The sequence below is a fragment of the Streptomyces sp. WZ.A104 genome (genome assembly GCF_002382885.1).
GTDB lineage: Bacteria > Actinomycetota > Actinomycetes > Streptomycetales > Streptomycetaceae > Streptomyces.
In genome coordinates this window covers 1-26,945 of the sequence record NZ_NWVL01000043.1, presented here as the reverse complement: position 1 = coordinate 26,945, position 26,945 = coordinate 1, and the positions used below count along the sequence as shown (strand labels likewise).

The 26,945-nt window shown below is 70.3% G+C and carries 24 protein-coding genes and 1 riboswitch; of the genes, 7 read left to right on the top strand and 17 right to left on the bottom strand.

What is annotated here, in order from left to right; all coding sequences use genetic code 11:
- Positions 1-125: 125 nt before the first annotated feature.
- Entirely contained in the window at positions 126-1,922 is a 1,797-nt protein-coding gene (locus tag CIB93_RS22480; protein WP_096629295.1) for a long-chain fatty acid--CoA ligase, read from the top strand.
- Between the two features lie 53 nt (positions 1,923-1,975).
- Here the strand turns inward: CIB93_RS22480 and CIB93_RS22475 are convergent, their stop codons facing one another.
- Positions 1,976-3,118, bottom strand: coding sequence for a glycosyltransferase family 4 protein (locus CIB93_RS22475; protein ID WP_096629360.1), 1,143 nt, complete (start codon positions 3,116-3,118; stop codon positions 1,976-1,978).
- A gap of 123 nt (positions 3,119-3,241) precedes the next feature.
- On the opposite strand from CIB93_RS22475, the gene CIB93_RS22470 reads away from it, so the two are divergent.
- Positions 3,242-4,489, top strand: a complete 1,248-nt coding sequence (locus tag CIB93_RS22470; RefSeq protein ID WP_096629294.1) for a glycosyltransferase 87 family protein — start codon at positions 3,242-3,244, stop codon at positions 4,487-4,489.
- Here CIB93_RS22470 and CIB93_RS22465 read toward each other — a convergent pair.
- The 5 genes from CIB93_RS22465 to CIB93_RS22445 form a co-directional block, all read right to left on the bottom strand.
- Positions 4,465-5,661: a hypothetical protein gene (locus CIB93_RS22465; protein ID WP_373558790.1), complete on the bottom strand. Its 1,197-nt coding sequence runs from the start codon at positions 5,659-5,661 to the stop codon at positions 4,465-4,467. The two genes, CIB93_RS22470 and CIB93_RS22465, sit on opposite strands and share 25 nt — an antisense overlap.
- A 99-nt stretch (positions 5,662-5,760) precedes the next feature.
- Positions 5,761-6,789 carry a C40 family peptidase gene (locus CIB93_RS22460; RefSeq protein WP_096629291.1) on the bottom strand — a complete coding sequence of 343 codons (1,029 nt, stop codon included), beginning with the start codon at positions 6,787-6,789 and terminating at the stop codon, positions 5,761-5,763.
- A 255-nt stretch (positions 6,790-7,044) separates the two neighbouring features.
- The gene (locus tag CIB93_RS22455) at positions 7,045-8,070 is read right to left on the bottom strand and encodes an NlpC/P60 family protein (protein ID WP_096629289.1); all 1,026 of its coding nucleotides are present in this window, start codon (positions 8,068-8,070) and stop codon (positions 7,045-7,047) included.
- A 317-nt stretch (positions 8,071-8,387) separates the two neighbouring features.
- Entirely contained in the window at positions 8,388-9,749 is a 1,362-nt protein-coding gene (locus tag CIB93_RS22450) for an NYN domain-containing protein (protein ID WP_096629288.1), read from the bottom strand.
- A gap of 39 nt (positions 9,750-9,788) precedes the next feature.
- Positions 9,789-10,031 carry a hypothetical protein gene (locus CIB93_RS22445; RefSeq protein WP_015608051.1) on the bottom strand — a complete coding sequence of 81 codons (243 nt, stop codon included), beginning with the start codon at positions 10,029-10,031 and terminating at the stop codon, positions 9,789-9,791.
- A gap of 194 nt (positions 10,032-10,225) precedes the next feature.
- Here CIB93_RS22445 and CIB93_RS22440 point away from each other — a divergent pair, with 194 nt between their 5' ends.
- The gene (locus tag CIB93_RS22440) at positions 10,226-10,978 is read left to right on the top strand and encodes a rhomboid family intramembrane serine protease (protein WP_096629286.1); all 753 of its coding nucleotides are present in this window, start codon (positions 10,226-10,228) and stop codon (positions 10,976-10,978) included.
- On the top strand, positions 10,975-11,256 hold the full coding sequence (locus CIB93_RS22435) for an Lrp/AsnC family transcriptional regulator (RefSeq protein WP_003969641.1): 282 nt from the start codon (positions 10,975-10,977) through the stop codon (positions 11,254-11,256). The genes CIB93_RS22440 and CIB93_RS22435 overlap by 4 nt, the downstream gene beginning before the upstream one ends.
- A gap of 53 nt (positions 11,257-11,309) precedes the next feature.
- Here the strand turns inward: CIB93_RS22435 and CIB93_RS22430 are convergent, their stop codons facing one another.
- The 6 genes from CIB93_RS22430 to CIB93_RS22405 form a co-directional block, all read right to left on the bottom strand.
- Complete coding sequence (locus CIB93_RS22430) at positions 11,310-12,707, bottom strand: aminotransferase class V-fold PLP-dependent enzyme (RefSeq protein ID WP_096629285.1); 1,398 nt, start codon at positions 12,705-12,707, stop codon at positions 11,310-11,312.
- 212 nt (positions 12,708-12,919) lie between these two features.
- A riboswitch (SAM riboswitch) is annotated at positions 12,920-13,037 on the bottom strand.
- A gap of 106 nt (positions 13,038-13,143) precedes the next feature.
- Complete coding sequence (trpD, locus tag CIB93_RS22425; protein ID WP_096629283.1) at positions 13,144-14,208, bottom strand: anthranilate phosphoribosyltransferase; 1,065 nt, start codon at positions 14,206-14,208, stop codon at positions 13,144-13,146.
- 122 nt (positions 14,209-14,330) lie between these two features.
- Entirely contained in the window at positions 14,331-15,977 is a 1,647-nt protein-coding gene (locus CIB93_RS22420) for a cytochrome bc complex cytochrome b subunit (RefSeq protein WP_096629281.1), read from the bottom strand.
- Positions 15,974-17,026, bottom strand: a complete 1,053-nt coding sequence (locus CIB93_RS22415; RefSeq protein WP_096629280.1) for a ubiquinol-cytochrome c reductase iron-sulfur subunit — start codon at positions 17,024-17,026, stop codon at positions 15,974-15,976. Before CIB93_RS22415 ends, CIB93_RS22420 begins: the two co-directional genes overlap by 4 nt.
- Positions 17,023-17,832, bottom strand: coding sequence for a c-type cytochrome (locus CIB93_RS22410; RefSeq protein ID WP_096629278.1), 810 nt, complete (start codon positions 17,830-17,832; stop codon positions 17,023-17,025). The genes CIB93_RS22415 and CIB93_RS22410 overlap by 4 nt, the downstream gene beginning before the upstream one ends.
- A 55-nt stretch (positions 17,833-17,887) precedes the next feature.
- Positions 17,888-18,508 carry a heme-copper oxidase subunit III gene (locus CIB93_RS22405; RefSeq protein WP_096629277.1) on the bottom strand — a complete coding sequence of 207 codons (621 nt, stop codon included), beginning with the start codon at positions 18,506-18,508 and terminating at the stop codon, positions 17,888-17,890.
- A gap of 199 nt (positions 18,509-18,707) precedes the next feature.
- Here CIB93_RS22405 and CIB93_RS22400 point away from each other — a divergent pair, with 199 nt between their 5' ends.
- On the top strand, positions 18,708-19,109 hold the full coding sequence (locus tag CIB93_RS22400; RefSeq protein WP_096629275.1) for a response regulator transcription factor: 402 nt from the start codon (positions 18,708-18,710) through the stop codon (positions 19,107-19,109).
- 77 nt (positions 19,110-19,186) lie between these two features.
- Here the strand turns inward: CIB93_RS22400 and CIB93_RS22395 are convergent, their stop codons facing one another.
- From CIB93_RS22395 to coxB, 4 genes are all read right to left on the bottom strand, one after another.
- Positions 19,187-20,440, bottom strand: a complete 1,254-nt coding sequence (locus CIB93_RS22395; RefSeq protein WP_096629273.1) for an Ig-like domain-containing protein — start codon at positions 20,438-20,440, stop codon at positions 19,187-19,189.
- A 125-nt stretch (positions 20,441-20,565) separates the two neighbouring features.
- Positions 20,566-20,964, bottom strand: a complete 399-nt coding sequence (locus tag CIB93_RS22390) for a cytochrome c oxidase subunit 4 (protein ID WP_096629272.1) — start codon at positions 20,962-20,964, stop codon at positions 20,566-20,568.
- Complete coding sequence (gene ctaD, locus CIB93_RS22385) at positions 20,961-22,697, bottom strand: cytochrome c oxidase subunit I (protein WP_096629270.1); 1,737 nt, start codon at positions 22,695-22,697, stop codon at positions 20,961-20,963. Before ctaD ends, CIB93_RS22390 begins: the two co-directional genes overlap by 4 nt.
- On the bottom strand, positions 22,694-23,662 hold the full coding sequence (gene coxB, locus CIB93_RS22380; RefSeq protein ID WP_096629269.1) for a cytochrome c oxidase subunit II: 969 nt from the start codon (positions 23,660-23,662) through the stop codon (positions 22,694-22,696). The genes ctaD and coxB overlap by 4 nt, the downstream gene beginning before the upstream one ends.
- Positions 23,663-23,935: 273 nt before the next feature.
- Here coxB and CIB93_RS22375 point away from each other — a divergent pair, with 273 nt between their 5' ends.
- Positions 23,936-25,327, top strand: coding sequence for a cysteine desulfurase/sulfurtransferase TusA family protein (locus CIB93_RS22375; protein ID WP_096629267.1), 1,392 nt, complete (start codon positions 23,936-23,938; stop codon positions 25,325-25,327).
- 1 nt (position 25,328) lies between these two features.
- Here CIB93_RS22375 and CIB93_RS22370 read toward each other — a convergent pair whose 3' ends face one another.
- Positions 25,329-26,303, bottom strand: coding sequence for a carbohydrate kinase family protein (locus CIB93_RS22370; RefSeq protein WP_096629266.1), 975 nt, complete (start codon positions 26,301-26,303; stop codon positions 25,329-25,331).
- Between the two features lie 157 nt (positions 26,304-26,460).
- Between CIB93_RS22370 and CIB93_RS22365 the strand changes: the two genes are divergently transcribed.
- On the top strand, positions 26,461-26,658 hold the full coding sequence (locus tag CIB93_RS22365) for a hypothetical protein (RefSeq protein WP_096629358.1): 198 nt from the start codon (positions 26,461-26,463) through the stop codon (positions 26,656-26,658).
- Positions 26,659-26,945 lie beyond the last annotated feature (287 nt).

The window sequence follows — 26,945 nt, the reverse complement described above, 5'->3', positions numbered from 1 at the left end:
AGTACTGGTGGGTAACGTCCGGGCAGTCCAGTCGTGCTCACCCCACTGAGCACCCGCCACTCTTGGACCGCAGCCGGTGCGTCACACAGAGCCGTGGCACCGGAGCCCGATGAGGAGCAGCAGTCTTGCGCGAGTTCAGCCTTCCGGCCCTGTACGAGGTCCCGACGGACGGCAATCTGACGGATCTCATCCGCCGCAACGCCGCTCAGCATCCCGAAGTCGCGGTGATGAGCCGCAAGGTGGCCGGTGTCTGGACGGACGTCAGCGCCACCCAGTTCCTGGCCGAGGTGCGAGCCGCCGCCAAAGGGCTGATCGCCTCGGGCGTGCAGCCCGGCGACCGGGTCGCCCTGATGTCGCGCACCCGCTACGAGTGGGTGCTGCTGGACTTCGCGATCTGGAGCGCCGGCGCGGTGACCGTGCCGGTGTACGAGACCAGCTCCGCCGAGCAGTTGCAGTGGATCCTCGGTGACTCCGGGGCGGTGGCGGTGCTCGTGGAGAGTGACGCGCACGCGGCGGCCGTGGCCTCCGTGCGGGATTCGCTGCCGGAGCTGACGCAGGTCCGGCAGATCGACGCGGGCGCGGTGGAGGCGCTGGTCAAGGCCGGGGCCGAGGTCTCGGACGAGACCGTGGACCTGCGGATGGTCAGCGCCAAGGCGGACGACCCGGCGACCATCGTCTACACCTCGGGCACCACTGGCCGCCCCAAGGGCTGTGTGCTGACGCACCGCAGCTTCTTCGCGGAGTGCGGCAACGTGGTGGAGCGGCTGAAGCCGCTGTTCCGTACGGGCGACTGCTCGGTGCTGCTGTTCCTGCCCGCCGCCCATGTGTTCGGCCGGCTGGTCGAGGTGGCCTCGGTGATGGCGCCGATCAAGCTCGGCTGCGTACCCGACATCAAGAACCTCACAGAAGAACTGGCCTCGTTCCGGCCGACGCTGATCCTGGGTGTGCCCCGGGTCTTCGAGAAGGTCTACAACGCGGCCCGCGCCAAGGCGCAGGCGGACGGCAAGGGCAAGATCTTCGACCGGGCCGCCGACACGGCGATCGCCTACAGCCGGGCGCTGAGCACCCCGCAGGGGCCTTCGCTGGGGCTGAGGCTCAAGCACAAGCTGTTCGACAAGCTGGTCTACGGGAAGCTGCGCGCGGTGCTCGGCGGCCGGGGCGAGCACGCGATCTCCGGCGGCGCCCCGCTGGGCGAGCGGCTCGGCCACTTCTACCGGGGCATCGGCTTCACGGTCCTGGAGGGCTACGGCCTGACCGAGAGCTGTGCGGCGACCGCCTTCAACCCGTGGGACCGGCAGAAGATCGGCACGGTCGGCCAGCCGCTGCCCGGTTCGGTGGTGCGGATCGCGGACGACGGCGAGGTGCTGCTGCACGGCGAGCACCTGTTCACCGGCTACTGGAAGAACGAGTCGGCGTCCGTCGAGGCGCTGGCGGACGGCTGGTTCCACACCGGTGACGTCGGCACGCTGGACGAGGACGGCTACCTCGCGATCACCGGCCGCAAGAAGGAGATCATCGTCACGGCGGGCGGCAAGAACGTCGCCCCGGCGGTGATCGAGGACCGCATCCGCGCCCACGCGCTGATCGCCGAGTGCATGGTCGTCGGCGACGGCCGCCCGTTCGTCGGCGCGCTGGTCACCCTGGACGAGGAGTTCCTGGGCCGCTGGGCCGAGGAGCACGGCAAGCCGGCGGGTTCGACGGCGCTCTCGCTGCGCGAGGACCCGGAGCTGCTGGCCGAGGTGCAGCGGGCGGTGGACGACGGGAACGCGGCGGTCTCCAAGGCTGAGTCGGTGCGCAAGTTCCGTATCCTGCCGGCCCAGTTCACCGAGGAGGCGGGCCACATCACGCCGTCGCTGAAGCTGAAGCGGAACGTGGTGGCGAAGGACTTCGCGGACGAGGTGGAGTCGATCTACCGCGCCTGAGCGCTACGGAGCAGGGGCCCGCGCCCGTGACGGCGCGGGCCCCTGCCGCGTACTCACAGCAGTGTCTTGAGCTTCTCCGCCAGCAGGTCCCAGCGCCACTTCTCCTCGACCCAGGCCCGGCCCCGCTCCCCCATCCGCTGCCGCAGCTCCGGGTCCCCGAGCAGCGTGACGATCCGGTCCGCCGACTCCTCGGCGCTGCCGCCGCGCACCACCCACCCGGTCTCGCCGTCCAGCACCGCGTCCGGAGCGCCGCCCGAGTCTCCGGCCACCACGGGCAGTCCGGTCGCGGACGCCTCCAGGTAGACGATGCCGAGGCCCTCCACGTCGAGGCCGCCCCGCCGGGTCCGGCAGGGCATCGCGAAGACGTCCCCGGCCCCGTAGTGCGCGGGCAGCTCCGCCCACGGCACGGGCCCGGTGAACCGTACCGAGTCCTCGACGCCGGTCTCCGCCGCGAGCCGCTTCAGGTCCTTGGCGTACGGTCCGCCGCCGACGACCAGGAGCACCGCGTCCGGGATCTGCGCGAGGATCGCGGGCATGGCCAGGATCAGCGTGTCCTGGCCCTTGCGGGGCACCAGGCGCGAGACACAGACGATCACCGGGCGGTCGGAGAGCCCGAGACGGGCGCGGACCCGGTCTCCGCCGGACGCCGGGTGGAAGGTCTTCTCGTCGACGCCCGGGGGCAGTTGGACCATGCGGTCGGCGGCCTCGGCGGTGAGGGCTGACGCGATCCGGGAGCGGGTGTACTCACCGAGATAGGTGATCGTGTCCGTACCCTCGCCGATCCGGCGCAACAGCTGCCGGGAGGCGGGCAGCTGGGCCCATCCGGCCTCGTGCCCGTGGGTGGTGGCGACGAGCCGCCGGGCGCCGGCGCGGCGCAGGGCCGGGGCCATCAGGCCGAGCGGGGCGGCGGCACCGAACCAGACGGAGGTGCAGCCGTGTTCGCGCAGCAGGGCGGTGGCCCGCCGGGTGACGCGCGGGGTCGGCAGCAGCATCGTCGTACGGTCGCGGACGACGGTGAACGGCTGCTCGGCGTCGAAGGCGGCGGTGGCCGCCACTCCCTCGGCGCTCCGCTTCCAGGTGGAGGCGTAGACGACGACCCGGTCGGGGTCCAGACGCAGCGCCATGTTGTGCAGGAACGCCTGGATGCCGCCGGGGCGGGGCGGGAAGTCATTGGTCACGATCAAGGTCTTGTCCATCGCGGCTGACAGTACCGAACGGCCGCGCTTCACCGCTGACGCCGTCTCCCGGCGGCATCATGGGCCGCCGGGAATCCGGCAGGACAGGACACCCCTGGGGCGGCGGGCGACGACGGGACGGCGATGACGGGACGAGGACCCAGCGGCACCGGGCCGTGGCCGTACGCGGTGTGGGCGCTGAGCCGGGTCTGGCTGCTGCTGTGCGCGTTCAAGGCCGTCACCGTGCCGGGGCCGGACGTCACGGTGGACGTGTCGGTGATCTACCGGGGCTGGTACGAGGTGCTGCTGACGGGCACGTATCCGCTGTCCGACGTGACCTGGCAGTATCCGCCCGGGGCCGCCCTGGCGATCCTCTCCCCGGCCCTGCTGCCGTTCTGGGAGTACGCGACGGCCTTCGTCGTGCTCGTGCTCCTGTGCGACGCGCTGGTGCTGGGGCTGCTGCTGTACGCGGGGCGGCGGCCGGGGATGCGGGCGGCGGGGGCCTGGGTGTGGATCGCGGGGGTGCCACTGCTGGGGCCGACCGTCTACGCCCGCTACGACCTGATGGTGACGGCGGTCGCGGTGGCGGCGCTGCTGGCGGGGGTGCGCAGGCCCCGGGCGCTGGGGGCGCTGGCGGCGTTCGGGGCGCTGCTGAAGGGGTGGCCGGTACTGCTGCTGGTGGGGGTGCGGAAGGGGCGGCCGACGCGCGCGGCCTGGTCGGCGGCGGCGCTCTCGGCGGGCGGGCTGGCGCTGTCCTTCGCGCTGTGGATGCCGGGGGCGTTCGCGTTCCTGGCCTTCCAGCGGGACCGGGGCATCGAGGTCGAGTCGCTGGGGGCACTGGTCCTCCACGTGGCGCGGCGGTTCGGCTGGGAGGGCCGGGTGGAGCTGCGCTACGGCTCGCTGGAGTTCGTCGGACCGCACGTGGGGCTGGTCTCGTCGCTGGCGCTGGGGCTGGGTGTCCTGGCGCTGGGCTGGCTGCTGCTGTGGCGGCTGCGGGCCCGGACGTTCGCGGTGCACACCCCGGCCGAGGCGGCGTTCACGGCCGTGCTGCTGTTCACCGTCACGAGCCGGGTGATCAGCCCGCAGTACGTGGTGTGGCTGGTCGGCCTCGCGGCGGTGTGCCTGGTCTTCCGGGAGGCCGCGATGACCCTGCCCGCCGTGCTGGTCGTGGTGGCGGCGGGGGTGACGCTGCTGGAGTTCCCGATCGGCTTCGGCCATGTGGTGGCGAGCGACCTGTGGGGCGTGACGCTGCTGTTCGTCCGCAACGGGCTGCTGGTGGCGGCCTCGCTGCTCGCCGCGCGGCGGCTGTGGCGGTCGACGGTGCCGGGCGGGGGCCCGACGGCTTCGGCGCGGCCGGTGGGCGACGGTCAGCCGAGCCGGGTTCCGAGGTAGTCGCGCCAGTCGGCGGTGAACTCTTCCGGGTTGGTGCCGAGCACCGCGTCCATCGCCTGCTCCACCGCCCCTTCGCGTCCCTGATGGGCTCCCACGGCCGCGTAGAAGGCGATCAGCTTCTCCTTGCCCCACTTCTCCGCGATCAGCGCGCAGGCCAGCCAGCCGCCCTCGTAGGCCCGGGCGAGCTTCACGGGGTCCCCGTCGAAGCCGAAGTCCCGGTCGGCGGGGAGCCCGGCGGGCGTCTCACCGGCGCGGACGGCGGTGGTCAGCTCGGGGGCGACGACGTCGGCGGGGCGGTCCTCGCCCCGGTAGGCCGCCCAGTCGGCGAAGCCCTCGGAGAGCCAGACGGGGGTGGCCGTCGAGGTGCTGGTCCGGGTGGCGACATGGGTCGTCTCATGGGTCAGGACGATCCGCTGCCCGAAACTGCCCAGGGTGGCGTATGCCTGCGGGTTGACGATCACCCGGTCGGCGATGGCCGGGCGCTTGCCGGTGCCGCCACCGACCTCGCCGGTGGTGACGGCCGCTATCCCCCGGTAACTGGCCTCCGGCGAGCCCAGCAGCCGTGCCATGTCCTCCACGGAGTCCGGGACGAGCACCACCACCCGGCGGTTCCAGGGCCGGGGCCAGGCGTCCGAGACGGCCGGTACGGCGAGGTCCACGGTGTCGGCGATCCGGCGCAGCTCCTCCTCGGTCCGTCCGACGCCCAGGACGATGCTGTGAGCGCCTTCCACGACCTCCACGTCCCCCTGCTGCCACAGCTGCCCCGATGAGCCCTTGGCGGGCCGGTCGGCGGTGATGTACCAGCGCCCGCCGTCGCGCATCAGCTCCAGGGTGCGGCGGGTGGCGACCGGGGCGGTGTCGTAGCCCTTGATCCGGTAGCGCAGCTCCACCTCGGCGGTGGCCCAGTCGCCTTCCCGCTCGCCGATGTCCTTCACCTCGTACGTCCAGGACTTCAGGGGTACGTCGGCGAGGTTGGCGAGCTCGGTGCGCTGGACGGCCCGCAGCTTCTCCGCGTCGGGGGCGAGTGCGTCGAGGTAGCCCGCCGGGTCGCGCGCCAGGACGGCGGTCGCCCGGCCGTCCAGTACGGCGGTGATCTCCCCGGCGGTGAGGGAGGTGCGGGTCTCCTCGGGGGCGGCCGTGCAGGCGGACGCGGTCAGCAGGGCGGCGAGCACGAGTCCCGCCGCTCGCCGCCGTCCACGGGGGCCTCCCCGTCGCGCATCAGGTCTGTGTACGGCCACCCTGCCGATCGTACGGTCGGATCCGGGCGGCGGTCAGATCCGGGTGACCGAGGAGACGGGCATCATGCCGACCGGGTCGTAGCGGACCGGGGCGCCCGGATACGGGGCGTGGATGACCTGGCCGTTGCCGACGTACATGCCGATGTGGCTGGCGTCCGCCCGGTAGGCGACCAGGTCGCCGGGCTGCGCCTGGGAGAGCGGCACCATGCGGCCCGCGTACCGCTGGGCCTGCGAGGTGCGGGGCAGGGTCACCCCGGCCTGGGCGTAGGCCCACTGCATGAGCCCGGAGCAGTCGAATCCGGAGGGCCCGTTGGCACCCCATACGTACGGCTTTCCGAGCGCCTGGTGGACGGCGGCCACGGCGGCCATGGCGCGGGGTGATCCGGGGGCGACGCCGGAGAGGTCGGGCGCGCCGTCGCGGCCGGAGCGGGAGGCGCGGTCGAAGTCGGCGCGCTCCTCGGGCGGCAGGGAGTTCAGCAGCTGCCGGGCCTGGCGGAGCTTGGCCTCGACGGTGCGTTTGTGGCGGGTGAGGGCGGCCCGGTCACGCTCCAGAGCGGCCAGGGCGCGGGTGGCCTCGGCACGGGTCTGGGCGACCTTGCGCTGGGCCTGGCGGAGCCGGTCCAGGGTCATCGCCTGGCGGGCGCCGACCCGGTCGAGGACGGCGGCCCGCTCCAGGTAGGTGTCCGGGTCGGAGGAGAGCAGCAGCGCGAGGGCCGGGTCGATGGTGCCGCTGCGGTACTGAGCACCCGCCATCGCGCCGAGCTCGTCGCGCATGAGGTTGACGCGCTCCTGGCCACGGGCCGTGGCGTCCTGGGCGCGGTCCGCCTCGCCGCGCAGCCGGTCCACGCGCTCCCCGGCCTCGTTGTACCGCTCGGTGGCCTGCTCGGCCTCGCCGTAGAGCCGGTCGACGGCGGCCTTGGCGCTCTCCCGGGTGTCCTTGGGGTCGGCGCTCGCCGGGGCCCCGGTCAGCGTCGCGGCCGCGGTGGCGGCGGCCGCCGAGAGGACCGTGACGCGAACGCCCCGACCCCGGCCCGGCTGTGTGGAACGGCGATGGGACACCACAGGTAACCGCACTCCCTTCCGCTGACGCGGTCGTGCGCAGCCCCTGCCGCCCGGGCGGGCGGACCGACGACCGGGAGCTGCACAGCAGCCAGACAGTAATCGGCCCACTACGCACCGGCCAAAGACCGCGCCGAGGACGGAAAGGGGTGCGGAAGGGCGCCGAACGCCGCCGCCCCGCCGGTGACCTCGGGTCTCCGGCGGGGCGGGGCGTCAGCGTGCGGTGCGGCGATTCCCTCGTTCGGGCGCGCCGTGGCGTCAGATACGGACGCCGAACTGGAAGGTGCCCATGTAGTCCATCGACTCGTAGCGGACGACGGTGCCGGGCTTGGGGGCGTGCAGGATCTGGTTGTTGCCCGCGTAGAAGCCGACGTGCGACAGGCCGTTGAAGAAGACCAGGTCGCCCGGCTTGAGCTGGCTGCGGCCGATCCTCGTGCCGTCGTGCTGCTGGGTGTACGTGGTCCGGGTGATGGAGACACCGGCCTGGGCGAAAGCCCACTGGGTCAGCCCGGAGCAGTCGTAGGAGTTGGGGCCGGAGCCGCCGGAGACGTACGGCTTGCCGATCTGGGTGGCGGCGGCGGCGAGGGCGGCCGCACCGCGGTTGGAGGCGGGGGCCTCCTTGCCGAGCTCGACCCGCTCGGTGGAGGCGCGGCTGGCACGGTTCTCCTCCTCCTGGATCTTCGCGCGCTCTGCGGCGGTCAGGCTGTTGAGGAGGCGCTGCGCGTCGGCGAGCTTGCCCTGGTACTTCTTCTTGTTCTCGCCGAGCGCCTTGCGGACGTCGGCGAGGTCGCCGAGCTTGTCCTGCGCTTCCTTGCGCTGCTGGGCGAGAGTGCGCTGCTTGGACTGGATCTTCTGCAGCGACTCCGTCTGCTTGACCGTCAGCTGATCGAGCGCGGAGGCCTGGTCGAGGAAGCTGTCCGGGTCGGAGGCGAGGAAGAGGGCCACCGAGGGGTCGATGCCGCCCGAGCGGTACTGGGCGGTGGCGATCGAACCGAGTTCGCCGCGCAGGTCGTTGAGCTCGCCCTGTCCGCGGGCGACCTTGTCCTGGAGCGCGTCGACCTGCTTCTTGAGCTTGTCCTGCTGCTCCTTGGCCCCGTTGTACTTCTCGGTGGCCGCCTCGGCCTCGTGGTAGAGCTTGTCGACCTTCGCCTTGACTTCGCTCTTGCTCGGCTTGGGGTCGGCGTGGGCGGCCTGGGAGGTCAGGGCCACGGCCGCAGCGGCGGTCGCGGTGAGCACGGTCACACGAGTGCGGCTCGGCTGCTTGGGACGACGGTGGGACGCCACGGAGGCGAGCTCCTTCTTCCTCTGAGCCGCCTACCGGGCTGTGGGGGAAAGAATCCCCGGCTCCGTACAACGTCACGGAGCAACGTCACGGACTCGGCGGTTCCTCCGCTGCCACCCCGGGTGGGTGATCAACCGTGCGAAGGTTCGAGGCCTGACCCTAGTGACCATCTCGTGATCAGTTCAAATCCTCACAGGAATTTTCTCGTCACACCAGGCACTTCTTTACTCTCACCCCACCGCGTGTAGCAGCGACTTGACGGTACGTTCCCGCAAATCCGACATGCCACACATGCGGAACATCCACCTCAGGGAGCCCTCTAGACGCGGGAAAGCCGCTTGAGGAGCAAGACGGACGCGACCGGCCGGGCCCCGGCCTTGGCCACGCCGTCCGCCACCTCCCGGTCGGTGGAGACGACCACCACGGGCCGTCCCGGCGGTTCGGCGCGGGCCAGTTGGCGGATCAGCTCGTCCGCCGTGACCCCTGCCTTGCTGAACAGCACCCGCACCCCGCGCGGCGGCGCGAGCAGCACGGGCGCGGCGAGCTCGGCGCCGTCGAAGACGCAGGTCATCTCCGCGCCGGTCTGCGCGGCCAGCACCGAGAGGCCGCCCAGCAGCCGCAACCGCTGCTTCTCCAGCGGCATCTGGGGATAGCCGGTCTTGGTCACGTTGTAGCCGTCCACGATGAGGTGGGCCTGCGGCAGCGCCAGCAGCTGGTCCAGCAGCGCCGGATCCGTCTCCGAAAGGGCTCTGGCGGCAATGTCCTTGGGCGACATCCGGCCCGGCTCCACCGCGTCCACGGTGTCCGCGGGATGCGTCGTCACCGGGGGCAGGGCCAGTTCGCGCCGGAGCCCCGAGGCGGCGTCCAGCACGGTGTCCAGCAGCAGGCGCAGCCGCATGTCCTCCACCGAGCGGCCCTCGCGGGCGGCCCGGCGGCTCGCCTCCAGGGCGGACTCCGCCTCCCCCAGACGCCCCTTGAGCCGGCGCGACTCGCTCTCGGCGGCGGAGACCTGGGCGGCCGCCTCGGCCCGTACGGTGTCGGCGGCGGCGGCGCTGCGGCGCAGGGCGGCCTCGCCGCGCTTGACCTCGCTCAGGGCGCTGCGCAGCTTGCGGTGGAGCGATTCGGCCTCCTTGCGGGCCGCCTCCAGCTCGGTGCGCAGCCGCTCCGTCTCGGCGCGGGTGTGGGCGCGGGCCCGCTCCAGCTCCTCCCGCAGCTGGACCAGTTCGCGCCGGGTCTCCTCGTCGGCCCGTTCCGCGTCCGCGCGCTGGACCTCCTCGCCCGCGGCTTCGACGAGCTTGACCCAGCCCACCGGGCGCAGCACGTACGCGGCGGCGGCCACATCGAGGGGGTCGGCGGCGGCGGGCGGCGAACCCGCCTCCAGCGCACCGGCCAGCTCCGGCTGGGACTGGCCCAGCCGCTCACCGATCCGCTGCCGGAAGAGGGCGTCGCTCTCCAGCGCGGCGGCCATCGCGTTCCCGGCGAACTTGGCCCGACGGGTCGGCGTGAACCGGGCATACTGCCGCAACTGGGTGGGCAGTTCGGCGACGGTCAGTCCGCCGAAGGCATCGGAGACCAGGGCGACGACCCGCCGCCGTACACCTTCGGGCAGCGGACGGTCGAGCGCCTCTGCGCCGCCGTCGGCCGCATCGGCCGGTTCGGCGCCGCTGGTCGGCTGATCCACCGTCCGTCACCCCATAGATATGTCGATGGGTGCGCTCCCTCAGGAAGCGGCACCCGGCCTGTCCACCAGTTCGATCTGATCCACCGCATTGCACCAACGACAGCGGACGGACTCGATGGTCTCACTGACCACCTCCCGCTCCTCGACACTCGACTCACCGGCCAGGTCGAGGTGCACGTACTCCACGACCTTGGAGGAGCGGGTCACGTCGAAGCGCGTGAGATTGCCGCACAGCGTGCAGCGCCAGCGGGTCCCGTCCGTCGGCAGGGGAACCGTCGTCATCGTTGCGTCCTCTTTCGTCGTCTGCCGGAGCCCGCGCCGGGCGCGCCGCCGCGTCTCTTCCTGTCCTACGCCAAGGATCTCGCGGTGCGCCGTCGAACTGCGGAAGTCCTGGCGTAACCCTACGGCCTCGCGTATAAGCATCGGCACGGCGAGGCGCTCCGTCCCCTTCTCCGCCGGTACGTCATGCTCTGTACATGATCGATTGGCGGCAGGTCGGCCGACGGGCCACGGCCGGGAGGCTCCGGGAGACGGCGACGGCGAGCGGTGCCCCGGTCACGTACGGGCTGATCGCCCTGTGCGTCGTGATCTTCCTGGTCAGCCCGCTGTCCGGCTTCCACGCCTCGTACGGCACCGAGGACGCGCTGCTCGCCGCGCAGGCCGGGTACTTCGAGCGGTGGGGAGTGATCCCCGCGGAGCTGTGGGACGGCTCGGCACATGCGCTGATCACGCCGTTCACCGCGCTGTTCGTCCACGGCAGCTGGCTGCACCTGCTGGGGAACCTGCTGTTCCTGTACGTGTTCGGCGCGATGGCCGAGGAGCGCATGGGCCGGGTGCGGTTCGCCCTGTTCTACGTGGGCTGCGGCTATGTGGCCCTCGTCTGCTACGCGGCGGCGCACGCGGACTCCGGACAGACGCTGGTCGGGGCGTCGGGCGCGATCTCCGCGGTGCTCGGCGCGTTCCTGTACCTGTTCCCCAGGGCCCGGGTGACCAGCCTGTTCCCGTTCCTCTTCTTTCTACCGCTGCGCTTTCCCGCCTGGATCGTGCTGGTCTTCTGGTTCGGGCTCCAGTGGGCGGCGGCACAGGGCGCGGACTCCGGACCCGGCGTGGCGTATCTGGCGCATGTGGCCGGGTTCGCCGTCGGGTTCCTCTACGCCTGGGGGCGCTATGGGCGTAGGGCTAGAGTGAAGGTTCCAGCCACGGCCACCGAGGGAGACAGCCAGCCGTGATCACCGCGATCGTGCTCATCAAGACCAGCGTGGACCGGATTCCGGAGATCGCCGAGGCCATCGCCGCGCTGGACAGTGTCAGCGAGGTCTTCTCCGTCACCGGTACCTACGACCTGATCGCCATGGTCCGGGTCGCCCGCCACGACGACCTCGCCGATGTCATCCCCGGCCGGATCAGCAAGATCCCGGGCGTCGAGGGCACCGACACCCATGTGGCGTTCCGTACGTACTCCCAGCACGACCTGGAAGCGGCGTTCGCCATCGGCCTCGACGCGTAGGCGAACCGCTTCGGCCGGGGACAGGCGGTGCGCCTGTCCCCGGCCGAAGTGGTTCACGGGGTCTCTCGGACCTGGACCTGGGCGATCCCGCCCCGGTCCGGTACGCAACGGCCGTCCTCGGTGCGGTACTTCCACCGGGCGCCCTCGCGGACCAGCTCGGTGACCGCGCGCAGGAAGCGCTCGATGTGCTCGTCCGGCGTACCGGCGCCGAAGCTGACCCGGATCGCGTTCAGGGACCGTTCGCCCGGCTCGGCCTCGGGGGCGCCGCACTCGCCCGGGTCCTGCGGGTCGCTGCCGAGGAGGGTACGCACGAGCGGGTGGGCGCAGAAGAGGCCGTCACGGACGCCGATGCCGTACTCCGCGGAGAGGGCTGCGGCGAAGTGGGAGCTGTTCCAGCCGCGCACCACGAAGGAGATGACCCCGACCCGGGGCGCGTCGTCGCCGAACAGCGAGAGCACCCGCACCTCGGGGACGTCCGCGAGCCCCTCGCGGACCCGGCGCACCAACTCCTGTTCGCGGGCGACCAGGGTGTCGAAGCCCGCCTCGGTCAGGGCCTTGCAGGCGGAGGCGATGGAGTAGACCCCGATGACGTTGGGCGAACCGGCCTCGTGGCGGGCGGCGGTGGTGTGCCAGTCGACCTCCACCCCGCCGTCGGCGCGCCGGGCGACCTTGCGGGAGGCGCCGCCGCCGGCGAGGTACGGCTCGGCCGCCCGGAGCCAGTCGGCGCGTCCGGCCAGGACCCCGGAGCCGAAGGGCGCGTACAGCTTGTGCCCGGAGAACGCGACCCAGTCGACGTCGAGTTCGGCGATGTCGACGGGGTGGTGCGGGGCGAGCTGGGCGGCGTCCAGGACGATCCGGGCACCGTGTGCGTGGGCGGCGGCGGCCAGTTCCCTCACCGGCCACAGCTCGCCGGTCACGTTGGAGGCTCCGGTGACGCAGACGAGGGCGGGGCCGTAGGGGGCTCGGTCGGCCAGCGCGCGCTCCAGGGTCTCGACCGCCTGGCTCGGGGTGCGGGGCGCGTTGAGGTAGGTGACTTGGGCGTCGCGCCAGGGCAGCAGGGAGGCGTGGTGCTCGGTCTCGTACACGAACACCTGGCAGTCGGCGGGGATCGCGGCGGCCAGCAGGTTGAGGGAGTCGGTGGTGGAGCGGGTGAAGACGACCTGGTCGTCGGCGCGGCAGCCGAGGAACTCCGCGACCGTGCGGCGGCTGTTCTCGAAGAGGTCGGTGGAGAGCTGCGAGAGGTATCCGGCCCCGCGGTGGACGCTGCCGTAGTACGGGGCATAGGCGGCGACGTCGTCCCAGACCCGCTGGAGGGCCGGGGCGCTGGCGGCGTAGTCGAGTGCGGCGTAGGTGACCTCACCGCCGGTGACGAGCGGAACGGTGACGTCCTGCCCCAGAACGGGCAGCGGGGCACAAACCGACGGGTCGAGGGCAGCGGTGGAGACAGACATGGCGAACTCCCGTAACAGGCAGGCGAGATCCACGTGCCGGCGGGTACGCGGCAGCGCGGGAGAAGAAAGGAAAAGTGCGCGGAAGAGGGCGGTCAGCCCTGGGCCCGCGAGCACGGCCTGAGCCGAACGACGGGCCCTAACGCATTCGCTTGCTCACAAGAGGCTCCCTAGGGACCAGGACCCCGGGGGCTGGCATCCGCTGGATGCCGAGGGGCCCGCGCTTGCCGCAGACCTCGCTGCCTACGGCCTGGTCTTCACCCGGGGCACCCCGCCACGGACGGAGGGTTGCCGGACAGCGGGCCGGGGCCGTAGTCGCTGTCACTCATGACCTGCGCAGCATCTTGCCATACGCCCGCACGCGCGCAAGGGCGCGGTCCGGTATCCGGACTGCGCCCCGCGTCACACCGTGTGCGCCGGAGGTGTCTCTCCGGCGTGCTCAGGCGTTGCTGGCGGCGACCCAGCGTTCCAGGGCGCGCTTGGCCGCGCCGGAGTCGATGGCCTCGGCCGCCACGGCGATCTTCGCCGCGATCTGCTCGGTGAGCGCGCCGGGGCCCGGGTCGAGCGCGACCAGCGCGGCCGCCGAGTTGAGCAGCGCCGCCTCGCGCACCGCGCCCCTCTCGCCGTCCAGCAGGCGGCGGGCCACATCGGCGTTGTACGAGGCGTCGGCGCCGCGCAGCGCCTCGACGGGGACGATGGGCAGCCCGACGTCGCGCGGGTCGAACGGCTCCTCGCGGACCGCGCCGTCGCGGACCACCCAGACCCGGGAGGTGGCGGTGGTCGTCAGCTCGTCGAGCCCGTCGTCACCCCGGAAGACCAGCGCGGAGTTGCCCCGGTCGGCCAGGACACCCGCGACGATGGGCGCCATGCGGGCGTCGGCCACCCCGACGGCCTGGGCGCGCACCTGGGCCGGGTTGGTGAGGGGGCCCAGGATGTTGAACGTGGTCTGCGCGCCGAGCTCCCTGCGGGCCTTGGCGGCGTACCGCAGGGCGGGGTGGAACTTCACGGCGAAGCAGAAGGTGATGCCCGCCTGTTCGGCGACCTCGACGACCCGTCGCGGGGTCAGCTCCAGGTTGACGCCCAGCTTCTCCAGTACGTCGGAGGAGCCGCTTGCCGAGGAGGCGGCCCGGTTTCCGTGCTTGACGACCTTGGCGCCGGTGCCCGCGATGACGATCGCGGACATGGTGGAGATGTTGACCGTCTTGGCGAGGTCGCCCCCGGTACCGACGATGTCGACGGTGCGGCCGGGCACCTCGATGAGGTTGGCGTGTGCGTACATCGCGCGGACCAGCCCGGTGACTTCCTCGACGGTCTCGCCCTTGGCCCGCAGCGCGACGGCGAACCCGGCGATCTGCGCGTCGGTCGCCTCGCCGCTCATGATGCGGTCCATGGCCCAGGCGGTCTCCTCGGAGCTGAGGTTCTCGCCGCGCAGCAGGGGGTTCAGCAGACCGGGCCAGGAAGGGGCCGCCACGCTGTCGCCGCCGTTCGGGGTCACAACGTTCATGGTCCGCTCCAGGGTCCACAGCCGGTCAGAAGGATGGCTCCACCCTATCCAGCCCGGGGGACCACAAAGAGCCCCGTCCATCGAATGGACGGGGCTCTCGTGGTGGCGATCAGTTCAGGTGATCAGTGGTGGCCGTGGCCCTCGGTGATCTCCTTGTACTCCTCGGTGGTGGGCTTGGCGATCTGGTTGTTCTCGCCGTAGTAGCCCTTGCTGAGCTTGGCGCGCAGCTTCTGCACCGGGGAGATCTTGCGCTTGACGCCGTTCTCGTCGACCTCGGGCCCGAGTTCGACCGGCTTGTACTGCTCGTGCGCCGTGAGCGTGTGCAGCTTCTCCTGGCTGAGCGGCTCGTGGACCTCCACGAACTCACCGTGCGGCAGCCGCTTGATGATGCCGGTCTCGCGGCCGTGCAGCACCTTCTCCCGGTCACGGCGCTGGAGACCGAGGCAGATCCGCTTGGTGACGATGAACGCGATGACCGGTCCGACGAAGAAGAAGATCCGGACGAACCAGGTGATGGCGTTGATCGACAGGTGGAAGTGCGTGGCCCACAGGTCGTTTCCACCGCCGACGAGGCCGATGAAGTACGCCGTGACCCAGGCGACGCCGAGGCCCGTACGGGTCGGGGCGTTGCGCGGGCGGTCCAGGATGTGGTGCTCGCGCTTGTCCCCGGTGATCCAGGACTCGACGAACGGGTAGACCGCGGGCAGCGTGAGCACCAGGCCGAAGAGGACCAGCGGGATGAACACGCCCAGGTTGAGCGTGTGGCCCCAGAAGACGATCTCCCAGCCCGGCATGACACGGACCAGACCCTCGGCGAAGCCCATGTACCAGTCGGGCTGGGCGCCGGTGGACACCTGGTCCGGGCGGTACGGGCCGAGCGCCCAGATCGGGTTGATCGTGGCGATCGCCGAGATGATCGCGATGATGCCGAAGACCAGGAAGAAGAAGCCTCCGGCCTTCGCCATGTACACGGGCAGCAGCGGCATGCCGACGACGTTCTTGTTGGTCCGGCCGGGACCCGCGAACTGCGTGTGCTTGTGGTAGAAGACCAGGATCAGGTGGGCCACCAGCAGACCGAGCATGATGCCCGGCAGCAGCAGGATGTGGATCGAGTAGAACCTGGCCACGAAGTCGTGACCGGGGAACTCGCCGCCGAACAGGAACATCGAGATGTACGTACCGACGATCGGCACGGACAGGATCGCGCCCTGGGTGAAGCGGACACCCGTACCGGAGAGCAGGTCGTCCGGGAGGGAGTAGCCGGTGAAGCCGGTGAACATACCCAGCACGAACAGCAGGAAGCCGAACACCCAGTTGATCTCGCGCGGCTTGCGGAAGGCGCCCGTGAAGAAGACGCGCATCATGTGCACGAACATGCCGGCCAGGAAGATCAGCGCGGCCCAGTGGTGGATCTGCCGCACGAGCAGACCGCCACGGATCTCGAAGCTGATCTTCAGCGTCGAGGCGTAGGCCTCCGACATCCGGATGCCCTGCATGGGCTCGTACGGACCGTGGTAGACGATCTCGTTCATGCTCGGCTGGAAGAACAGCGTCAGATACACACCCGTGAGGATGATGATGATGAAGCTGTAGAGCGCGACCTCACCGAGCATGAAGGACCAGTGGTCCGGGAAGATCTTGCGCATGTTGGCCTTGGCCAGGCCGTAGATGCCCAGCCGGCCGTCCGCCCAGTCGGCGACCCGCTCGCCCGCGGGTGCCTTGCGCTGCCCCGCCTGGTCGGCGGGCGGGTTCGTTGTCGCAGTACTCATCCGCGCTCCCAGAAGGAAGGGCCGACGGGCTCGTCGAAGTCACCGAGCGCCTCGAGGTTGCCCTCGCTGTTCACGCCGATCCGCAGCTGCGGAAGAGCGTGGCCGGCCGGACCGAAGATGACGCGGGCGCCGTCGGAGAGGTCGAAGGTGGACTGGTGGCACGGGCAGAGCACATGGTGTGTCTGCTGCTCGTACAGGCTGATCGGGCAGCCGACGTGGGTGCAGATCTTGGAGAAGGCCACGATGCCCTCGTGGGCCCACTCGCGCTGGCGCCTGTCCTTGATGTCGTCCGGCTCGATGCGGACGATCATCAGGGCGGCCTTGGCGATCTGCGTGAGGAAGTCGTGCGAGTCCTCCTCAAGCCCCTCGGGCCTGGCGAAGGTCAGCGACCCCACGGGGACGTGCTCGGGACGGAGCGGCTCGCCGGTGTTCATGTTGACGAGCAGCTTGCCCTTGGCCCACATGGTGGTGCGGAGCTTCTTCTCCGGCAGCGGACCGAGGTCGCGCAGCAGGACCACACCGGAGAGCGGCACCAGGGCCAGCGCACCGAACAAGGTGTTCCGGATCAGCTTGCGCCGACCGAGCTGGGACTCCTCGGCACCGGCCGCGAAGTCGGCCATCACCTGGGCCTTGACCTCGGGCTCGGCCTCGATCGGGTGGCGCTCGGCGGCGACCTCGACATCGGACATCAGGGTGCGCGCCCAGTGGACGGCGCCCGCGCCGATGAAGAAGAGCGCGAAGCCCAGGGTGAGACCCAGGGAGAAGTTGAGCGGGCTCACATGACCGAAGGGCCAGATGTAGACGATCTTGTCCACCGGGAAGATGACGTAGGAGGCGATGAAGCCCACCGTCGCCAGCATCGAGAGGGTGAACATGAACGCGACGGCCCGCTCCGAGCGGCGCGCGGCGCGTTCGTCGAGGTCCTGGATGCGCGGCTGGTGGGCCGGCAGCCCCGGGTCGGCGAACGGGTCGTCCGTACCCTCGACCGCGCCGTGCGCGGTCTCCTGCACTGCGGGCAGGCTGTCTTCTGGAATCTGTTGGCTACTCATGACTTCTTGGCCTTAGCGGTGTGGGCCGCGACCCAAACGGCAGTTGCGATGAGAGCGCCGAGCCCGAAGATCCAGGTGAACAGACCCTCACTGACCGGACCGAGACCACCGAGCGAAAGGCCACCGGGGCTCGCCGTCTCCGAACCGTTCACGGTCTGGATGTACGCGATGATGTCCTTCTTCTGCTGGTTGGGCATCGTCGTGTCCGGGAAGGAGGGCATGCTCTGCGGGCCGGTCTGCATGGCCTCGTAGATGTGCTTCGGGCTCACGCCTTCGAGGTCCGGGGCGTACTTGCCGTGTGTCAGCGCGCCGCCCTTACCCGTGAAGTTGTGGCACTGGGCGCAGTTGTTGCGGAACAGTTCGCCACCCTTGGCGACGTCCGCGCCGGCCGGGTCGACCTGCTTGTCGGTCGGCGTGATCGGACCGGCGCCGAGCGACGCGACGTACGCCGCGAGCTGGTCGATCTCCGCCTGGGTGTAGATGACCTTCTTCTTCGGTACCTGGACGCCCGGCTGCTGCGCGGGCATACGGCCCGTGCCGACCTGGAAGTCGACGGCGGCGGAACCCACGCCCACGAGGGACGGCCCGTCGGTGGTGCCCTGACCGCCGGTTCCGTGGCAGCTGGCGCAGCCTACGGCGTAGAGCTTCTTGCCCTCTTCGATGGCGAGGGACTGGGCGGTTTCATCGGCCTGCGCCTTGCCCGCAGGCGCGAACGCGGCGTACAGCCCCCCGGTAGCCGCCAGCGCGAGGAGTAGTACGACGACCGCCGCCAGCGGATGGCGTCGTCGTGCGGAGAGCTTTTTCACGGATTACCCCGGTGTCAGGATCTTCTGCGTCGATGGTGGGCGGGTGCGAGCCCGGTTACTTGATCATGTAGATCGTGGCGAACAGGCCGATCCACACGACATCGACGAAGTGCCAGTAATAGGACACGACGATGGCTGAGGTGGCCTGCTCGTGGGTGAACCTCTTGGCCGCGTACGTCCTCCCGAGAACCAGCAGGAAGGCGATGAGACCGCCCGCCACATGCAGTCCGTGGAAGCCGGTGGTCAGGTAGAACACCGAACCGTACGGGCCGGACGAGAGGGAGAGCCCCGCTTCCTTGACCAGTTCCACGTACTCCAGGACCTGGCCGCCGATGAAGATCGACCCCATCACGAAGGTGATGATGAACCAGGTGCGGAGCTTCTTCACATCGCCCCGCTCGGCGGCGAAGACGCCGAGCTGGCAGGTGAGTGAGGAGAGCACCAGGATCGTGGTGTTCGTCGCCGAGAACGGGAAGTTCAGATGGCCGGCCATCTCCTTCCAGTACTCGGGTCCCGTCACCGATCGCAGGGTGAAGTACATCGCGAAGAGGGCCGCGAAGAACATCAGCTCGGAACTCAACCAGATGATGGTTCCGACGCTGGTGAGGTTCGGCCGATTGACCGACGGGTGCGCGTGCCCGGTTTCTACTGTCGTTGCTGTCGCCACGACCGACATTATGTCGGTCGCTTATCCCGCCCTCACTCCGGGGGGTGCCGTTCGGTGTGTCCGTGCCGTCTGCGGGGGGTGCGCCCTGCGCCGAACGGCCCATCGAATCGTCGTCATTACCGGTGCTGACAGGCAGTCGGGCGGAGTACGATCCGCGCATCGGTTCATGCCCCGAGAGCCCCGACGACGCCGATGTCACGGAGGAACAATGCAGGCGACCGCCACGGTCCTGGTCTACAGCGACGACGCCAACATCCGCGAGCAGGTGAGGCTGGCAGCCGGTCGCAGGCCTGCCGCGGACGTCCCACCGGTGGAGTTCCTGGAGTGCGCGACCCTCCCGGCCGTCCTGGCGGCGCTGGACAAGGGCGGTGTGGACGTCTGCGTGCTGGACGGCGAGACGGCTCCCGTCGGCGGTATGGGCGTCTGCCGGCAGATCAAGGACGAGATCTACGACTGCCCGCCGGTGCTGCTGCTGATGGGCCGCCCGCAGGACGCGTGGCTGGCCACCTGGAGCCGCGCGGAGTCCGCGGTGACGCTCCCGGTGGACCCGGCGGAGTTCCCCGACGCGCTCGCGGCGCTGCTGCGCCGCCGGCTCGCTGTGGAGGCCTGAGGGGCCTCTGCGCATCCCTGGGCCCCTGTGGCCGCCTGAGGGGCGTTCCGCGTCGCGGGGCACTCCTGGGGCCGGGATCAGACGTGGGGGCGCAGCCGGGCGGCCTGGAGGGTCTGAGGGCTGTCCGGCACCCCCTCGTTGAGGGCACTGCCCTTCTGCCACTTCTCCCAGGAGAGGTTCCAGTCGCCGAACCCGTTCCCGAACGGGCTCATGTCCTCCCCCGCGCTGCCGACGACCTTGACGATGTCGCCCTGGCGCACGGTCTCGAAGAACCACGCGGCGTTGCCGGTGCTCATGCCGGTGCAGCCGTGGCTGACGTTGGCATAGCCGTGGGAGCCGGTCGACCAGGGCGCGGCGTGGACGTACTCACCGCTCCAGGTCACCCGGGTGGCGTAGTAGACCGGCAGGTCGTACGACTCGGAGGAGCCCGCCGCGATGCCGATGCTCTCCCCGCGCATCCGTACGTAGTACTCCTTCGCCAGCACCACCTTGACGCCGTTGCGGGTGGAGAAGCCGGGCTTGCCGGTGGTGACCGGAATGGTGTTGATCACTTCTCCGTTGCGCAGGACCGTCATGGAGTGGTCCGAGGCGTCGGTGATGGCCTCGATACGGTCGCCGGTGGTGAGCTTCAGGGGCTTGGCCTCGGCTCCGTAGAGGGACTTGGTCACCTTGATGCCCGTGAGGTTGGAGCGCACCTCGATGGTGGCGTTCGCGGGCCAGTACTCCTTCGGGCGGTAGTGCAGCGTCTTGTCGTCGACCCAGTACCAGGAGCCGGTGACCGCCGGGGTGGAGCGCACCTTCAGGGCGCGCTCGACGGTGGCCCGGGAGGCCTTGTCGGTGATCGGGGCGCTGAGTTCCGCGGTGACGGGCTGTCCGACGCCGTAGGTGCCTGCCTGCGGGCCGAAGGCGACCTTCAGCAGCTTCTTGGGCGAGGAGGTGTCGAAGGAGAGCGTACGGACGCCGGGGGCGCCGTCGCTGTTCTCGGTGGAGACCCTGACGGTGTATCCGGTACCGGCCGCGAGCGGGGCGGTGGAGCGCCACCGGCGCCCGTCGGCCGAGAGCTCGCCCGCCAGGTGGCGGCCCCCCGTGTCCACGGCGCTGACGTCGGTGATGCGGCCGTCGTCGCCCTTGACGACGACTTCCAGCGGCTTGTCGGGGTCGGCCTTCTCGTTCTTGGAGGGGCCGTTGAAGGAGACCTGGTCGCCCGCGTCGTACGGCTTCGTCGAGAGCGGGTGGCCGTCGGGTGAGCCACAGGCGGTCGCACCCGCGACGAGGGTCACGACCAGCAGGGTGCAGCTCACTACGGTGCGGATGCGCGGCGTGTGGTTCATGCGTCCACGCTAAGAAGATTCGTCCGTTGCAGCGCGTTCAGTGACTGCAAACGAGCGAAAGGCCCGCGTCGCTTGCGGCGATGCGGGCCTTTCGTGGTGTAGCGCGTGTCACCTCTGGCGGGGTGTCACTGGGTCTGGTTCTCACCCCGGTAGTACTCGTACACCCAGCCGAAGAGGCCGATCAGGAGCAGCGGGGCCGAGAAGTACATCAGCCACCAGCCGACGGCGATGCCCAGGAAGGCGAAGGCGCCACCGACCGCCAGGGCGAGGGGCTGCCAGCTGTGCGGGGAGAAGAACCCCAGCTCGCCCGCCTCGTCGGCGACGTCCGCCTCCTTGTTGTCCTGGGCCATGGCGTCGACCCGCTTGGCCGTGAAGGCCAGGTAGAAGCCGATCATGAGGGCCAGGCCGAAGGCCAGGAAGAGGGCCGTGGTGCCGACCGGCTCCTTCGACCACACGCCGTACACGACGGCCATGGCGAGGATGAAGACGCTCAGCCAGATGAACATCTGTCCCTGGATCTTCACTTGCCTGCCTCCTTGCCGCCGGCGAGGGCCTTGTCCGACTCGGAGTGGTGCTCAAGCTGTTCGAGCGCCGCGATCTCGGGGTGGTGCAGGTCGAACGCCGGCGATTCGGAACGGATGCGCGGCAGCGTGAGGAAGTTGTGCCGCGGCGGCGGGCAGGAAGTCGCCCACTCCAGCGAACGGCCGTAGCCCCACGGGTCGTCGACCTCGATCTTCTTGCCGTACTTGGCGGTCTTCCAGACGTTGTAGAAGAACGGCAGCATCGACAGTCCGAGCACGAAGGACGCGATGGTCGAGATCGTGTTCAGAGCGGTGAAGCCGTCGGCGGCGAGGTAGTCCGCGTAGCGACGCGGCATGCCCTCGGCGCCGAGCCAGTGCTGCACCAGGAACGTGCCGTGGAAGCCCACGAACAGCGTCCAGAACGTGATCTTGCCGAGCCGCTCGTCCAGCATCTTGCCGGTGAACTTCGGCCACCAGAAGTGGAATCCGGAGAACATCGCGAAGACCACGGTGCCGAAGATGACGTAGTGGAAGTGCGCGACGACGAAGTACGAGTCCGAGACGTGGAAGTCCATCGGGGGCGAGGCCAGGATGACGCCGGTCAGACCACCGAAGGTGAAGGTGATCAGGAAGCCGACGGCCCAGAGCATCGGTGTCTCGAAGGACAAGGACCCCTTCCACATCGTGCCGATCCAGTTGAAGAACTTCACACCGGTTGGCACCGCGATAAGGAAGGTCATGAAGGAGAAGAACGGCAGGAGCACGCCGCCCGTCACATACATGTGGTGCGCCCACACCGTCACGGAAAGACCGGCGATGGCGATCGTCGCGGCGATCAGACCGATGTAGCCGAACATCGGCTTGCGGCTGAATACCGGGATGACCTCGGAAATGATTCCGAAGAACGGCAGGGCGATGATGTACACCTCTGGGTGTCCGAAGAACCAGAAGAGGTGTTGCCAGAGCAACGCGCCGCCATTGGCGGAATCGAAGATATGCGCACCGAATTTACGGTCCGCCTCCAGCGCGAAGAGCGCGGCGGCCAGAACCGGGAAGGCCAGCAGGACCAGCACACCGGTCAGCAGGACGTTCCAGGTGAAGATCGGCATGCGGAACATCGTCATGCCGGGTGCGCGCATGCAGATGATCGTGGTGATGAAGTTGACCGAGCCGAGGATCGTACCGAAGCCGGAGAAGGCCAGGCCCATGATCCACATGTCGGCGCCGATACCCGGCGAGCGGACCGCGTCGTTCAGCGGCGCGTAGGCGAACCAGCCGAAGTCGGCCGCACCCTGCGGGGTCAGGAAACCCGCCACCGCGATGAGCGAGCCGAAGAGGTACAGCCAGTACGCGAACATGTTCAGCCGCGGGAACGCCACATCGGGCGCGCCGATCTGCAACGGCATGATCCAGTTCGCGAACCCGGCGAACAGCGGCGTCGCGAACATCAGCAGCATGATCGTGCCGTGCATCGTGAACGCCTGGTTGAACTGCTCGTTCGACATGATCTGCGTGCCGGGACGAGCCAGCTCGGCGCGCATGAAGAGCGCCATGATTCCGCCGATGATGAAGAACGCGAACGACGTGACCAGGTAGAGCGAGCCGATCGTCTTGTGGTCAGTGGTGGTCAGCCACTTGATGACGACGTTTCCCGGCTCCTTGCGCCGCACCGGCAGCTCGTCCTCGTACGAGTCGTCTGCCGGCGCAGCACCCTGAGGTTCGTTGAGGATGCTCACAGTTGGTTCTTCTCCGCATTCCTGGCCGGGTCCGTCTGCTCGATGCCCGCCGGCACGTAGCCCGTCTGACCCTTCTCAGCGAGCTCCTTGAGGTGCTGCTGGTAACGCTCGGGGGAGACGACCTTGACGTTGAAGAGCATCCGGGAGTGGTCGACGCCACAGAGCTCGGCGCACTTACCCATGAAGGTGCCCTCCCGGTTGGGGGTCACCTCGAACACGTTGGTGTGGCCCGGAATGACGTCCTGCTTCATGAGGAACGGCACCACCCAGAAGGAGTGGATGACGTCGCGCGAAGTGAGGACGAAGCGGACCTTCTCCCCCTTCGGCAGCCACAGGGTCGGACCCGGGTTGCCGTTCTGGGGGTTACGGGTCCCGGGGATGCCCACGTCGTAGACGCCGCCGGCGCCCTCGGGGAAGTCCTTCTGGAACCTGTCCGGGATGGCCGAGAGCTCCTTGGGGATCTCCTTGCCCGCAGCGGGCTGGCCTTCCACCTTCTCGATGTAGTTGAAGCCCCAGCTCCACTGGTAGCCGACCACGTTGATGGTGTGGGCGGGCTTGTCGGAGAGCTCAAGGAGCTTCGACTCATCACGCGCGGTGAAGTAGAAGAGCACCGAGACGATGATGAGGGGAACCACTGTGTACAACGCCTCGATGGGCATGTTGTACCTGGTCTGCGGAGGTACCTCCACCTTGGTCCGGCTGCGCCGGTGGAAGAAGACGCTCCAGAGGATCAGCCCCCAGACAAGGACACCCGTGACGAGCGCTGCCGCCCACGAGCCTTGCCAGAGGGAGAGGATCCGAGGGGCCTCTTCCGTTACCGGGGTGGGCATACCGAGGCGGGGAAAATCCTCCCAGTTGTATGAACAACCGGAGGCCGTCGCCAGGACCAGGCCCGCAGTCAGCACCTGCGGCAGCTTCCGCCGCATCGGGCGCCGCGACGAGCGGTCGGAGCCGTTGGGACTCACGTAGCGCCTTCCCGAGAGTCTCGCCCGCACGGTCGGCGCGCCCGTATGTCTCTGGTCGGTCGCCGGCCCTGACGCGGGCAGGGGTTTGGATGTTTATGCGGACCAAACCCTACTGGACGCTATTTGGGGTCGCGCGGGGAGGGTGCCCAACGCGCCGCCCGACACCCCCAAGGGGTGGAATCCGGGCCTCCGGCCCCCATCTGACGGCCACTCGCCCGGCCGGGGAGGGCGGCCGCCGCCGAGGTGGGGCCGGGCGCGGGCTAGCGTGGCGGCGTGCCCTACTTCGATGCCGCCTCCGCCGCCCCCCTGCACCCCGTCGCACGCCAGGCACTGCTTGCCGCGCTGGACGAGGGCTGGGCCGATCCCGCCCGGCTGTACCGGGAGGGCCGGCGCGCCCGGCTGCTGCTGGACGCGGCCCGGGAGGCCGCCGCGGAGGCGGTCGGCTGCCGTCCGGACGAGCTGGTGTTCACCTCTTCGGGGACGTCCGCGGTGCACGCGGGAATTGCCGGGGCACTTTCGGGGCGTCGGCGTGTCGGCCGCCATCTGGCGGTGTCGGCGGTCGAGCACTCCTCGGTGCTCCATTCGGCGGCGGCCCACGAGGCGGCGGGCGGCTCCTTCACCGAGGTGCCGGTGGGCCGGTCGGGAGCGGTGGACCCGGCGGCGTACGCCGGGGCGCTGCGGGCGGACACCGCGCTGGCCTGTCTCCAGTCGGCCAACCACGAAGTGGGCACCGAGCAGCCGGTGGCCGAGGTCGCCGCGCGCTGCGCGGATGCCGGGGTGCCGCTGCTGGTGGACGCGGCCCAGTCGCTCGGCTGGGGGCCGGTGGCGGGCGGCTGGTCGCTGCTGACGGCGAGCGCGCACAAGTGGGGCGGGCCGGCCGGGGTGGGGCTGCTCGCCGTCCGCAAGGGAGTGCGCTTCGCACCACAAGGCCCCGCCGGGGAACGGGAGTCGGGGCGGGCGCCGGGGTTCGAGAACCTGCCCGCGATCGTGGCGGCGGCCGCCTCCCTGCGCGCCGTACGGGACGAGGCGGCGGCGGAGTCGGTGCGGCTGCGGGCCCTGATCGACCGGATCCGGGCCGTCGTGGCGGAGCGGGTGCCCGATGTGGAGGTGGTGGGTGATCCGGAGCGGCGGCTGCCGCATCTGGTCACCTTCTCCTGTCTCTATGTCGACGGGGAGACTCTGCTGCACGAGCTGGACCGGAGGGAGTTCTCCGTATCGTCCGGTTCGTCCTGTACGAGCAGCACGCTGGAGCCGAGCCATGTGCTCAAGGCGATGGGTGTGCTGTCGGAGGGGAACATCCGGGTCTCGCTGCCGGCGGGCACGGCCGAGGCCGACGTGGACCGCTTCCTCGACGCGCTGCCCGCAGTGGTCGCGGAGGTGCGCGAGCGGCTCGGCGCACCGGCGTCGGCGCCCTCCGTGTCCCCCTCCCCCGAGCCTGCCGCGTCCCTGGTCGTCGACGCACTGGGCCGCCGCTGCCCGATCCCGGTGATCGAGCTCGCAAAGGTGATCGGGGAGGTACCGGTGGGCGCCACGGTGACGGTCCTCGCCGACGACGAGGCGGCGCGCCTGGACATCCCGGCCTGGTGCGAGATGCGGGGTCAGGAGTACATGGGCGAGGAGCCGGCGGACCGGGGCTCGGCCTATGTGGTCCGCCGGCTCGGCTGAATCACGCCAGGTGCTGCTGGACCTCGGCTGCGGCCTCGTGGCCGTACGCCTTGGTGAAGCGGTCCATGAAGTGGGTGCGGCGCAGGGTGTACTCCTGGGTGCCGACCGTCTCGATGACCAGGGTGGCGAGCATGCAGCCGACCTGGGCGGCGCGCTCCAGGCCGACGCCCCAGGCGAGGCCGGAGAGGAAGCCCGCGCGGAAGGCGTCGCCGACGCCGGTGGGGTCGGCCTTGGTCTCCTCCTCGGGGCAGCCGACCTCGATGACCGGCTCGCCCGCCCGCTCGATCCGGACACCGCGGGCGCCGAGGGTGGTGACGCGGTGGCCGACCTTGGCGAGGATCTCCTCGTCGCTCCAGCCGGTCTTGGACTCGATGAGCCCCTTCTCGTACTCGTTGGAGAAGAGGTACGTGGCGCCGTCGAGGAGGATGCGGATCTCCTCGCCGTCCATCCGCGCGATCTGCTGCGAGAAGTCCGCGGCGAACGGGATGTTCCGGGAGCGGCACTCCTCGGTGTGGCGGAGCATCGCCTCGGGGTCGTCGGCGCCGATGGAGACGAGGTCGAGGCCGCCCACGCGGTCGGCGACGTTCTTCAGCTCGATGAGGCGGGCCTCGCTCATCGCGCCGGTGTAGAAGGAGCCGATCTGGTTGTGGTCGGCGTCGGTGGTGCAGACGAAGCGGGCGGTGTGCAGCACCTCGGAGATCCGCACCGAGCCGGTCTCGACGCCGTGCCGGTCGAGCCAGGCGCGGTACTCGTCGAAGTCCGAGCCCGCCGCGCCGACCAGGATCGGGCGGGTGCCGAGCAGCCCCATGCCGAAGCAGATGTTGGCGGCGACACCGCCCCGGCGCACGTCGAGGTTGTCGACCAGGAAGGAGAGGGAGACCGTGTGCAGCTGATCCGCGACCAGCTGGTCGGCGAAACGGCCGGGAAACGTCATCAGGTGGTCAGTGGCGATGGAGCCGGTGACTGCGATACGCACGGGGAGGCTACTCCTGCGGAAGGCGAAGGGCCGTGACTGCGCCCTCCGGGACGGCGTGACAGTTCACGCTACCGGGTGAGCTCTCCGACGAGGAATAGGGAAAACTACCCGATAGTAGGGCTTTCTACCCGAGCGTGACCGTGGTTACGGTGCGGATATGTCGAAGCACACCGCATCGCGAGAGTCCGAAGTGAGCCTGGCGGAGCTGCGCGGGGACTGCGCGCGGATGGCGCCGCACTGGGCCGTGCCCGCGAAGAGCGCCCCGGCCCGGGTGGAGCCGGCCCTGATCCACGGGGTGACGGTCCCGCCCGCGTCGGCCCGGTTGATCGACGCGATGTCCGAGTACGGCGACTGACGGCGGCCGTCGGGGAACCGCACGCCCCTCCGCTCCGTCCCACCGGTGTCCCCGTCCGGGGGGCACGCGGCAGACACCGCGACGGCAACGCAGTCGAAGGAGCGATCCGGTGAGCACCGAGCGACCCGACAACGACGTGACCGGCCCCCGGCGGCGGCGTCCGCCCCTCGCGGTGGCCTCCGTGGCCGCGGCCGTGCTGCTGGCCGGGGGCGGCGGGGCGTACTGGGCCTCGACCGCTTCGAGCGGCGGCGCGGCGGACGGCGGGGCGGCGGCGAAGGACGCGGCCC